Below are 11,004 nucleotides of genomic sequence, written 5' to 3' on the forward strand. Positions count from 1 at the left end.
GCGTGGCGGCACTCTCATCCTCTCGCACCACTCTTTGCCACGTGGTCGTCCGTGCCGGACAAATATAGCACAAGGAAATGTGGCGACACGACCGCCGCCTCGGTCCCGCTCCAGACTGGCGCCGCGCTCGACGCAGTCAAGGCGTGGCCTGGAAACCTCGCAGGCTTGTCGATGTCATCCGTGGTGTAGATGATCCGCCGCACGCTCTCGGGATAAGCGAAGAATTGGACGACTCGGCTCCAGTTGCGCCGCCAGCTTTGCGTGATCGCCGGATATCGCTGCCCCCAGTAGCCGGCCTCGAAGTCCTCCAGGCCTTCATGCCGGCGTCCGCGTCCTTGGCGCGGTAAATCCCGCGCAGCGCCGGCACGAGGGGCTTGCGGTCCTCCAGGACTCGAACTCCAGGGAAAGACGGATCAGGCTGCACGGTGCAGGTCTGGACGACGGTTTGGGGAAAGACGGCGTTGATCGCCTCGGGGAAGCCCTTCAGGCCGTCGACGACGGCGATCAGAATGTCGCCGACGCCGGGGCTCTTCAGCTCGTTCATGACGAGCAGAACTTGGCGCCCTCGGTCTTCTCGATCAGATGATCTCCTTCGTGCCATCGGGCACGATGCCGAGCGCAATGTTGACGGCCTTGTTCCTGACGAAGCCCTCGTCGCGGATCTTGACCCGATCGCGTCGTGCTGCACCGAGACATCGATGCGGTCTACAATGCATATAACTTACCTTGCAACGGTCAGGCTGAAGGCCAAATCAACCGCCTCAAACTCTCAAGCGAGCAATGTGCGGACGCGCTGGGACCGAACCGCTGCCCAATAATCCCGCAGGCCTGCACCGATCCTGGTCACGTACATGGCCGCATGTTGGCAGACGGCGGCCTAACACTACTTTGACAGTTCAGGTTTGAGGGCGAGTGCGAGTGCTTTCGGCACTATAGGCGGATGGTCTCGTCGAAATGACGATCGACGAGATCGTCCAAATTGCGCTCCTATCATTCATGGCGTGTGTCGCCTGCGGGACATGGCGCGGATCGGCCTGGCGCGGCCTTCCCTAAAGAAGTGGAGCATCGGCACCATCTCCACGACGGCAAGTGCAACGGCCCCCGCCTCATCAGGTGTTTTATCCCCTTCCTCAATGCCGTTGACGCCGAGGAGGGTCTGTCTCCGCCACTTCCCCACTCGCCGCGTGTGCCCCAAAAAGGCCTATGCGACATGCATGCCTGGTCAGCATTAAAAGAATGGTTCGCACACAGGCGCCGCCTCCCGTCATCAAGGACGGCTATTCGCGGCATATGGCGAGACGATCGACGCGGGAGAAGCCGCATCGCCAAGCCGTCCAGCGCAGCGCAGGTCCTTCCATATGCAGGCGAGATGGAGGTTGAGAACCCAGGCCACTCGCGCCATTCCTGCGCATCCTGCTCGGCCTAATTATCGTTACAAAGCTGGCACCGGCGAGCTTTATCCATCGATCACAATCCAGACTCTGCGCGACCAATCCCCACGAGTGATGTGGCCCAAACTTCTGCCCAGCACTGGTAACGGGCCTCAGGATTACCTCGTATTCCCAAGCCGGACCGCTGGGAGTCTATCTCAAAACCAGATGGCGGCGATACGCAAACTGAATTTGACGTAGGACGAGGCGCGACAGAACATAGATCGAATGAATGCTCGTCTGGGTATTCATCTACGAACAAGCGTGGATAAACAACGCGACTGGCAAAAGGGGAAATGACAATGGCAGTCTCTCGACGCGATCTAATCAAGGCAGGCTTGGCGGTGGGAACGGCATTATCCATGCCGTCGGTCCTGCGGGCACAGACAGCGCATCCTGCTCGGACGGTGCGTATGGTGAAGAACAGTAGCCTCACGACCTTTGATCCGGTCGTTGGGGCGAGTGACATCACCATAGACCACGCTTTGGCGATATATGATACCCTCTTAGGGATCGATTCCAACGCAATGCCGCAGCCGCAAATGGTGGAAAAGTGGGGCGTTTCCGACGATAAAAAGACCTATACGTTCGCACTCAGGGATGGTCTAGGCTGGCACGACGGCACCACCGTCACAGCGGCGGACTGCGTGGCCTCGATCCGCCGTTGGGGTCAGGTTGATTCCGGTGGCCAATTGATTATGGAGCGGGCCAAAGATATTTCGAAGATTGACGACAAGACCTTCACCATCTCCCTCAAGGAGCCGCTGCCTCTGCTGATCGACATTCTTGCTTCGGTCTCCGGGCTGATGCTATTCGTCATGCGCGAGAAGGACGCGGATATCCCAGCAACCGAGCAGGTGACTGCAAACATCGGCTCGGGGCCTTTCAAGTTCAATGAAGCTCTTGCCAAGCCAGGCGCGAGCTTCACCTACGACCGCAATGACAAGTACGTGCCACGCCGCGAGCCGGCCGACTGGTTCGCCGGCGGCAAGATTGTCAAAATCGATCGTGTCGTCTGGGACAATATCGCCGATAAGCAGACTTCCTTGGCGGCCCTCCAAGCGGGTGAGATTGATTATCTGGAATACCCGCCCGTCGATTTCTTGTCGACGATCGAGGGCGATCCGAACCTTGTTCTTGAGGTTCTGAACAAGGCGGGCTCTGACGGGATACTGCGCATGAATTGCCTGCAGAAACCGTTCAACAATGTCAAGGCGCGCCAGGCGATGCTTCACCTGATCGATCAGGAGGCGGTATTGCGTGTCCAATCTCCCGATCCAAAATACACCAGCATCGTCACTTCGATTTTTGGTAACACTACGCCTTACTCGAATGACGAGAATACAGGGTGGTTCAAGAAGGGCGGCGATCCCGAAAAGGCCAGACAACTATTTCAGGAATCCGGGTATGCCGGCGAGACGGTAGTCATCCTCCAACCGACGGACGTACCGGCGATCAGTGATGTGTCGCAGTGGCTTGCCGCCGCGCTCCGGAAGATCGGTGTCAAGGCCGAGCTCGCGCCGAGCGACTGGGGTGGGCTTTCCGCGCGCCGTCAAAAAAAGAACCCGGTGGAGGAGGGCGGCTGGAGCATCTTCATCACTGGCGACACGGAGTTTGCGCTCGGCGATCCGATGTCCGAAGTCTGCTTAAATGCAAGTGGTGATAAGGCTTGGTACGGCTGGCCGAAGAACGATGAATACGAGGCTCTGCGGGCCAAATGGCCAGATGTCGCAACGCTTGAAGAGCGCAAGGCACTGGCCCGCCAGATGCAAAGAGTATGGTGGGATTTCGTGGGAGATGTGCGTTTGGGGCAAAAAATTAATCCAGTTGCCCGCCGTAAGACGCTAACCGGGCTGATCGGCGTGCCAGTGGGGATACAACCTATGTGGAACATGCAGAAGACCTGACCGAAAATGGGTGGTTACGTCATTCGCAGAATGGTCTCGGCCATCGCCGTCATGGCGATGGTCGGAATTTTTGTCTTCCTCCTTCTGAGGCTGGCGCCCGGTGACCCGGCGGCGCGCATTGCTGGCGATATGGCCACCCCAAAGATGATCGCCGGCATCCGTGAACGGATGGGCTTGAACGATCCTATGCCGGTTCAGTTCATACATTGGGTGCGGGACATGCTCGGCGGCGATTTTGGCACCTCGATATTTTCCGGACGACAGGTTCTGGAGCTCATCTCGCAGCGGCTTGAACCGACCCTATCCCTGTCGATCCTGACTATGATCCTTTCGGTGACGGTCGGGGTCTCCTTCGGCATTCTTGCCGCGTGGCGAACTGGCGGCCTCGTCGACCGCCTCCTCGCGGTCTTTTCAGCGTTTGGTTATTCCGTCCCGGTCTTTGTTATCGGCTTTGTCCTCATATACTTCTTCGCCATCCGGACACACTGGCTGCCGGTCCAGGGATATGCGCCGATTAACGGTGGCCTCGGGCCTTGGTTCGCGCGCCTGATCATGCCGACCGTGGCTTTGGGGCTCGGCTACATTGCATTCATCGCCCGCGTTACGCGGGCGAGCATGCTTGAGGTCCTATCGGAAGACTATATGCGAACGGCCGCCGCCAAGGGCGCTTCGTCCTATGCCATGCTTTTTCACCATGCCTTGAAGAATGCCGGCGTCCCGATCCTGACTGTGATCGGCATAAGCTTCGCCTATCTGATCGGCGGGGTTGTCCTCACGGAAACGGTGTTCAACATCCCCGGTATCGGTCGTCTGGTCGTGGATGCGATCAACAATCGTGACTATCCCATCATCCAGAGCGTGCTCATCCTGACTTCGGGTCTGTACGTCCTTATCAATCTCGCGGTCGATCTTGCCTATACGCTGATCGATCCCCGCATCCGGTACTGATATGACCCTCCTCTCCGCATCGGTTGACGCCGCGCCGATCGGTCGGCTGCGACTATCTGACCTTCCGCGTCTGGCAAGGCGGCATCCGCTGGTTCTTGCAGGCGGCGGCCTGTTGGTGCTCCTGATCGTTCTGGCGCTCGCCGCCCCGCTTTACGCCGGCGATCCGGTGAACATGGATCCGTTCAAGCGCCTCCAGCCGCCCTCCGCCGAGATGTGGTTCGGGAGCGACAATCTGGGTCGGGACGTCTTTGCCCGGACGATCTTTGGTGCCCGCATCTCTCTCATGGTCGGGCTGACATCAGCGGCGTGCGCGGCTCTTGCCGGGCTTCTGATCGGTGTTGTAGCCGGCTACAGCCGCAGCTTCGACAATTTCGTCATGCGGGTCATGGATGGCTTGATGTCGATCCCGACGATTCTGCTGGCCATTGCCCTTATTTCTCTGACGGGCCCGGGGTTCGGTATCCTCATCGTCGCCATTGCGATTCCCGAGACGCCGGCGGTCGCGCGGCTGGTTCGCTCGGTGGTTCTGGGTGTTCGCGAGCGTCCCTATGTGGAGGCCGCGCTCTGCGGCGGCGCGCGCCTGCCGAAGGTGCTGTGGCGTCATATCCTGCCGAGCACCATTCCGGCGCTGATGGTCCAGGGTGCAACTGTCTGCGCGAGCGCGATCCTGACGGAGGCGGGACTGAGCTTCCTCGGCGTGGGCGTGCCGCCCGAAATTCCGAGCTGGGGCAACATGATCTCAAGCTCTCGCATATATCTTTCTATCGCCCCAATGACGGTCTTCGCCCCCGGTATCTGCCTTGCCGTGACGGTGCTTGCGGTCAACCTGCTCGGGGATGGTTTGCGCGATATGTTCGATCCTCGCGCGAAGCGGAGGCGCTGACATGCAAATGCATCAAACCGCTGGGAACGACGTGCTTCTCGACGTTCGAAACCTCGAAACGCACTTTTACGGCGAAGACAGTATCACCCGCGCCCTGGGCGGGGTCAGTTTCCAGGTAAAGAAAGGCGAGACGCTTGGGGTCGTCGGCGAATCCGGATGCGGGAAGAGCGTCACCGCCCTTTCCATCCTTCGCCTGCTGCCGAAGCTGAACGCCAGGAGCGTCGGCGGCGAGGTCCGCTTTCACGGACGCGACCTGCTTGAACTGTCGGATCGGGAGATGCGAAAGATTCGCGGCGACCAGATCGCCATGATCTTCCAGGAGCCGATGACGAGCCTGAACCCGGTCTATACGGTCGGCCACCAGATCGCCGAGGCGGTGCAAATCCATTCAAAAGCTTCCCGCCCCGTGGCCATGGCAAAGGCCGAAGAGATGCTCCGTCTCGTCCGCATCGCGGACCCCGAGCATCGCGTGAACAACTATCCTCACGAAATGTCGGGCGGCATGCGCCAGCGCGCCATGATCGCCATGGCTCTTGCTTGCTCGCCGGAACTTTTGATTGCCGATGAGCCGACGACTGCGCTTGACGTTACTATCCAGGCGCAGATCCTGCGGCTCATCGTCGATCTGAAAGAGCGCACGGGAACGGCCGTCATGTTCATCACGCATGATCTGGGCGTTGTCGCCGAGACATGCCAACGCGTGATCGTGATGTATGCTGGCCGAATCGTAGAACAGGCGAGCGTCATGGATTTGTTCGCGCGACCGGCGCATCCCTACACCCAGGGCCTCATGCGATCGGTCCCTGATCCGCGGCGCGGCCGTCAGCGTCGCCTTCCAGAAATTCCCGGCATTGTCCCAAGCCTGCGCGAGCCCATTGTCGGCTGCAGCTTTGCGCCTCGCTGCCCGTTCGCGATCGATATATGCCGCGAGAAGACACCCATCCTGCGTGATGTCTGGTCGGGCCACGCCGCGGCTTGCTGGCGCGCCGAAGAGGTGATGGGCGCATGAGTGGTCCTTTGCTGAAAGTCGAGAATCTGACCAAGCATTATCCGCTCGGTGCGGGATTCCTGAAGAAGACCATTCCGGTGATCCGGGCGGTGGAGGATGTATCCTTTTCCGTTGAGGCCGGTGAGACACTCTGTATCGTCGGTGAATCCGGCTGCGGCAAGTCCACGGTCGCGCGGCTGCTGATGCGGCTTACGGAGCCAACGAATGGGCGTGTGCTGATCGACGGAATCGATATTGCTGGCCTCAAGAAGGACGCCCTTCACGCCTGGCGCCGTCGGATGCAAATGGTCTTCCAGGATCCTTACTCGTCGCTCAACCCGCGCCTTACTGCCGGGCAAATTATTACGGAGCCTGTCGAGAACTTTGAGCGTCTCAGCCGGAAGCAGCGCGACACGCTTGCTGCTGACCTTCTCCAGAAGGTCGGAATGTCGCCCGAAATGATGCACAGGCTTCCGTCCGAGTTGTCGGGCGGCCAGCGCCAGCGGCTCGGCATTGCACGCGCCCTGTCGCTCAACCCTTCTCTAATCATCGCCGACGAAGCGGTGTCTGCCCTCGACGTCTCCGTGCAGGCACAGATCCTCAATCTGCTTTTGGATCTGCAGCAGCAGATGAGCATCGCCTTTGTCTTCATCTCGCATGATCTTGGCGTCGTGGAGCATATCGGACATCGCGTGGCGGTCATGTATCTGGGGCGGATCGTGGAACTCGCGCAATGCGAGGCGATCTTTGCCAAGCCGGTCCATCCGTATACTGAAGCACTGATCGCGGCAGCGCCAGTGCCGGATCCGACGCGAGTTCGGTTGGAGGCACCCGTCCAGGGCGAGGTGCCAAGTCCCATCAATCCGCCGAGCGGATGCGCGTTCAATCCGCGCTGCCCGCTCGCCGTCGAGCGGTGCCGCATCGACGTGCCGCCTCTGGTACCGCTGGATGACGGGCGCGTCGTGGCCTGTCACGTGCGCGCTCCGGCCGCCGGCGTGACTACTGAGTTGGCTGCGACGGTTAATTCGTCGCTCAATGCATAGCCACGGGACTTTGGCACCCCTGCTCCGAGCACTGAACATCATGCCGAGTAGGGCAGGAAGAAGCGAGAATAGGAGAAATCTATGATAAAGGAGAACGATGGTCATCCGCCCGAAGGGGTGGGCGACTATGATTTGGTGGGTTCGCTTGCAACAAACGTTGTAGAGGGCTTCACGATGGTAGCAGTCGGCGACCTCATCGTCTCGCGGGCAGTCACCAAATCCCAGGATTCTGGCTTCAGCGACGTCGTAAAGATCCTTCGCAATGCTGACGTCACTTTTGGCAACCTGGAAGTCAACGCCTTCGATATCCGATCGTTCAGTGGTTACCCGCAGGCTGAGTACGGCGGGGCTTATCACCTCAGCTTACCGGAGGTCGGACCCGATTTAAAGGCGATGGGATTCAACATCGTTGGCCGGGCGAACAACCATACGCTTGACTGGGGCCTTGAGGGCATGCGCGAGACAAGCTGGGTGCTCGACGCGAGCGATATCGTCCATGCAGGTACGGGCGAGAATCTCGCACAAGCCGGCGCAGCTCGCTTCTTAGAAACCGCACGCGGTCGCGTGGCGTTGGTGTCGTTTGCTGCAACATTCGCGCGGATGGCTCGTGCGGGCGATCCCGCTGGCGAAGCGCCAGGCAGACCGGGACTAAACGCTCTTCGTTTGGCGAAAAGCATCGTCGTTCCAGCCGATATGCTCAAGAATCTGAGGCTGATAAGCGCTGCTTTGCCCACCGACTTCCCGGCCGCCGAAGATCCGAATAAGGTCGTCATCGACAGAATAACATACAAAACAGGGGACGATTTCGGCTACAGCTTCGAACCAGATGCGCGCGACGTCGCAGACATTTTGCGAAACGTCCGTCGGGGCAAGCAGTTCTCCGATTTTTGCATTGTTACGAACCACGGTCACGAGCCGGGGAACTGGAGCGACGAGCCGCCGGATTATGAACGCTCTTTTGCGCGCAGACTGATCGATGCTGGGGCAGACGCATACATTGGCCATGGGCCTCATCAACTGAGGGGCATCGAAATCTTCAAGGGCCGCCCGATCTTTTATAGCCTCGGAAACTTCTTCATGGACGACTTGGGGACCCCGGCGGGTGCCGACATGTTTGGAGACTACGGCAAGGACCCTCGGATTGACACGGATGCCGAGGTGAAAGTCGCCGAGATGGCAGGCTATTCAAATCCTGTTTTTTGGGAAAGCGTCATCGCCGCCAGCCGATTCGAGCAGGACCAGCTTGTCGAACTGCGGTTATACCCGATCGAACTCGGAAGCTCGAGGAGGTTTGCCAATCGCGGCGTCCCGCAGCTAGCAAATCAGGAGCAAGCGAAGACCATTTTAGAGCGTCTACAGAAGCTCTCGGAGCCGTTTGGGACCGAGATCGCTATGGAGAACGACGTTGGTGTCATCAGGGTGAGGCCCAGCTCGGTGCGATGACAACAATGACGCATTGAATCCTTGAAGTAGCCCGAGCGACAGCCCGTACAACATAGCTGCAGGCAGCAAAACATGCGCGCAACCGAAATCCCGATCACCGGCTATCTCGACTGATTGTCCCATCGCCCGGGGAGACATTCGTTGCGCATGTGAGCTACGGGAGCGCGGTCCCTATCGCACGCGTCTCCGGTCTCCTGCGCGTTATAAGCGCCGACCCGAATCCTCAAGGCCCAGGAAGGAGGCCACGCTCGGCTCTTGTGGCATCATTGAGACCGGGCCCGCGAGGGCGGATTCAAGGGGTCGTCGCAACACCGATTGTGTTCACTCATGGCAGCAACTCGTCAAGCGCCTCTGCGGGCGTTTTCCAACCCCGGTCTTTCTCGGCCGGGCATTGAGGGGCGCTGCCACGGCGGCGAGTTCCTCGGCGCTATGGATGTTCACGTCGGTGCCTTTCGGGAAGTACTGACGTAGCAGCCCGTTCGTCTTCTCGTTTGTGCCGCGTTGCCACGGGCTTTGCGGATCGCAGAAGTAGACCTGGACACCAGCGTCGATCTTGAGACGATCATGCTGGGCCATTTCGGCCCCCAGATCCCAAGTCAGCGAACGGCGCAGTTCTTCGGGCAAGGTGATGATGGTACGCGCGATCGCATCGCGCACGGCCTCAGCCCCATGTCCCGCGAGCGCAGGCCCGTTCTTCGTGCGCGGAGCTTCGCCATGCACCGCGAGCCGGGGAAGATACAGCTCACGTTGGCGCGCTCGCTTTATCAGGCACCTGGAAAACCCAATAATGCGCGTCCCCCTCGTAGTATCTGGCATCCTTTAGACAATGTGCCGGCATAAGGACGCCCGCATCCTGCAGACGACGCACCTCGCCGTCAAAGTTCGTGACTTCCGCATAACTCTTGCGGGTGCTAGCGATGACGAATCCGTTCGGGCGCGTGACGCGAGCCAGTTCGCGCAGACCATCCGGTCGGGCATGCCTGTGCGCGAAGACGCCACTGCAGACCGTGATGTCATAGCTGGCGTTGGAGTAACCGGAGAGTGGACCGTTAAGGTCGACATCGCCTCGGACATGGCGGTAGATACGGGTTTTCCGGGCTTTTTCGGCCATCTCCTGGAAGAGGTCGAACCCGTCGATCAACTGGAAGCCCAAGCGTTTCAGCTGCAGCCCGACGAGGCCCGTTCCGCAGCCAGCGTCGAGGATCTTGATGACGGCTCGCTCCTTCGCCAAATAGGCCGTCTGGATGGCGGCCGCCAGTTCCGCCACGACGATCGGCGCGTAGTATCCCTGACGGCTGACATCGAGATCGTAGGTCCCGGCACGATCACGATAGCTCTGGGCTAAATAATCGAAATCCGTGTCGACTGCATAGGAAGTCTTCTTTCGTGCGGTTTGGTCCAGCGCGGATTGTTGAGAGGGGATTTTCATGACCATTCTCCATTTAGCCGCAGATCGGATGCGGCACAGTCCTCGTGGGCAGTGCAATGGCGCGGCAGAAACTTTCGTTTGCCGTATCGCGGGGCAATGGCTGTTCGTCCGTGCGAAGGCTCCTACGCACCAGGTGACAACATCGTTTAGGGCATCGCTCAGGCCCCATCCGCGTCCGAGATATGGTGCCTCATCAAGTAGAGCAAGTAAAGTAATTGTTAAATATGTTAAGTTAGGTCGATATTTTAATAGATGTTGCTAAATGTTAATTTAGCATAATATTTGGCAGTGGCGATTTCCATGATCATGGCTTAAAATGTAGTCTATATGAGCTAACGGTCGTCAAGCGAGCAGCTCGGTACGCTATGGCGCGATTGGTGGCGCGCCTGCGCTTGCGGCTTCCTCGGTGAAGAGCTGGTCGTGTCTCGCAGTGATGGTGTGAACAGGGTCGTGGCGGAGAGCCAGCGCTAAGAAGAGTGCGGATGGCGAACCCGTGCCGAAGGTCGTGGAGGCGTGGTCGGCAGGCCGCCGAGAATGGGGTGGCCGCCGAGATGAACAAGGCGGGCATGTTAGGCGGCTGGCGGGTCGATCGCTCCGGGCGGAGATAATTGCTGAGGGCTGCAATCTGGAGAAGCTATGGGGCGAGCGGCAGCGGTATGGCACCATCGCCGTTCGATAGAAGCGACAGAGGTGCCCCATGACCCAGGTTAACAATTTGAGCCATTTGCTGGTCTCGTATGAGCAGAATAGCAGCGTTGCGGTCATTGTCGAAATGAGTGAATCGAGCTGGCTGGTGGCCGGACAGGTTCCCGGTCTCGAACGCCAGCCGCTGAAGAAGCTGGACCCGGTGTCGATGCCGGCTCAATACTCCCCAGAAGTGCCGTTTGAATCTTCCCCAGTTTAGCGCTGTCGCCGGTCTTCCGGAGCGCGCTC

Annotated in this window: 9 protein-coding genes and 3 pseudogenes; 8 read left to right on the forward strand and 4 right to left on the reverse strand. The window is 59.3% G+C overall.

The window, feature by feature from the left end; translation table 11 throughout:
- Nucleotides 1–14: 14 nt before the first annotated feature.
- Both NKH42_RS30345 and NKH42_RS31355 read right to left on the reverse strand, forming a co-directional pair.
- Nucleotides 15–601: pseudogene (locus NKH42_RS30345) on the reverse strand (transposase).
- Nucleotides 579–716: a transposase gene (locus tag NKH42_RS31355; protein ID WP_502906436.1), complete on the reverse strand. Its 138-nt coding sequence runs from the start codon at nt 714–716 to the stop codon at nt 579–581. Before NKH42_RS31355 ends, NKH42_RS30345 begins: the two are co-directional and overlap by 23 nt.
- Between NKH42_RS31355 and NKH42_RS30350 the strand changes: the two are divergent.
- The 7 genes and pseudogenes from NKH42_RS30350 to NKH42_RS30380 form a co-directional block, all read left to right on the forward strand.
- Nucleotides 680–906 (forward strand): annotated as a pseudogene (locus tag NKH42_RS30350) (hypothetical protein); the annotation flags it as partial. The gene NKH42_RS31355 and the pseudogene NKH42_RS30350 sit on opposite strands and share 37 nt — an antisense overlap.
- Nucleotides 907–1,732: 826 nt before the next feature.
- Complete coding sequence (locus NKH42_RS30355) at nt 1,733–3,337, forward strand: ABC transporter substrate-binding protein (RefSeq protein ID WP_352974776.1); 1,605 nt, start codon at nt 1,733–1,735, stop codon at nt 3,335–3,337.
- Nucleotides 3,338–3,343: 6 nt separating this feature from the next.
- Nucleotides 3,344–4,285, forward strand: a complete 942-nt coding sequence (locus tag NKH42_RS30360) for an ABC transporter permease (RefSeq protein ID WP_352974779.1) — start codon at nt 3,344–3,346, stop codon at nt 4,283–4,285.
- A 1-nt stretch (nt 4,286) separates the two neighbouring features.
- Nucleotides 4,287–5,168, forward strand: coding sequence for an ABC transporter permease (locus NKH42_RS30365; protein WP_352974781.1), 882 nt, complete (start codon nt 4,287–4,289; stop codon nt 5,166–5,168).
- A gap of 1 nt (nt 5,169) precedes the next feature.
- Entirely contained in the window at nt 5,170–6,177 is a 1,008-nt protein-coding gene (locus NKH42_RS30370; RefSeq protein ID WP_352707650.1) for an ABC transporter ATP-binding protein, read from the forward strand.
- A complete protein-coding gene (locus NKH42_RS30375) occupies nt 6,174–7,199 on the forward strand; it encodes an ABC transporter ATP-binding protein (protein WP_352974782.1) in 1,026 nt (341 codons plus the stop codon). Before NKH42_RS30370 ends, NKH42_RS30375 begins: the two co-directional genes overlap by 4 nt.
- An 81-nt stretch (nt 7,200–7,280) precedes the next feature.
- Nucleotides 7,281–8,642 carry a CapA family protein gene (locus NKH42_RS30380; RefSeq protein ID WP_352974784.1) on the forward strand — a complete coding sequence of 454 codons (1,362 nt, stop codon included), beginning with the start codon at nt 7,281–7,283 and terminating at the stop codon, nt 8,640–8,642.
- A gap of 325 nt (nt 8,643–8,967) precedes the next feature.
- On the opposite strand, the pseudogene NKH42_RS30385 reads toward NKH42_RS30380, so the two are convergent.
- Together NKH42_RS30385 and NKH42_RS30390 are read right to left on the reverse strand one after the other, a co-directional pair.
- Nucleotides 8,968–9,359 (reverse strand): annotated as a pseudogene (locus tag NKH42_RS30385) (IS30 family transposase); the annotation flags it as partial.
- Nucleotides 9,360–9,384: 25 nt separating this feature from the next.
- Nucleotides 9,385–10,071: a class I SAM-dependent DNA methyltransferase gene (locus NKH42_RS30390; RefSeq protein ID WP_352707646.1), complete on the reverse strand. Its 687-nt coding sequence runs from the start codon at nt 10,069–10,071 to the stop codon at nt 9,385–9,387.
- Between the two features lie 697 nt (nt 10,072–10,768).
- Between NKH42_RS30390 and NKH42_RS30395 the strand changes: the two genes are divergently transcribed.
- Nucleotides 10,769–10,975, forward strand: coding sequence for a hypothetical protein (locus NKH42_RS30395; RefSeq protein WP_352974787.1), 207 nt, complete (start codon nt 10,769–10,771; stop codon nt 10,973–10,975).
- Nucleotides 10,976–11,004 lie beyond the last annotated feature (29 nt).

Origin of the sequence: Mesorhizobium sp. M1142 (genome assembly GCF_040318565.1) — a bacterium.
GTDB lineage: Bacteria > Pseudomonadota > Alphaproteobacteria > Rhizobiales > Rhizobiaceae > Mesorhizobium.

Coding starts and splice junctions, on each gene's coding strand:
- NKH42_RS31355 (WP_502906436.1), bottom strand. CDS start 716: ATGCATTGTAGACCGCATCGATGTCTCGGTGCAGCACGACGCGATCGG.
- NKH42_RS30355 (WP_352974776.1), top strand. CDS start 1,733: ATGGCAGTCTCTCGACGCGATCTAATCAAGGCAGGCTTGGCGGTGGGA.
- NKH42_RS30360 (WP_352974779.1), top strand. CDS start 3,344: ATGGGTGGTTACGTCATTCGCAGAATGGTCTCGGCCATCGCCGTCATG.
- NKH42_RS30365 (WP_352974781.1), top strand. CDS start 4,287: ATGACCCTCCTCTCCGCATCGGTTGACGCCGCGCCGATCGGTCGGCTG.
- NKH42_RS30370 (WP_352707650.1), top strand. CDS start 5,170: ATGCAAATGCATCAAACCGCTGGGAACGACGTGCTTCTCGACGTTCGA.
- NKH42_RS30375 (WP_352974782.1), top strand. CDS start 6,174: ATGAGTGGTCCTTTGCTGAAAGTCGAGAATCTGACCAAGCATTATCCG.
- NKH42_RS30380 (WP_352974784.1), top strand. CDS start 7,281: ATGATAAAGGAGAACGATGGTCATCCGCCCGAAGGGGTGGGCGACTAT.
- NKH42_RS30390 (WP_352707646.1), bottom strand. CDS start 10,071: ATGAAAATCCCCTCTCAACAATCCGCGCTGGACCAAACCGCACGAAAG.
- NKH42_RS30395 (WP_352974787.1), top strand. CDS start 10,769: ATGACCCAGGTTAACAATTTGAGCCATTTGCTGGTCTCGTATGAGCAG.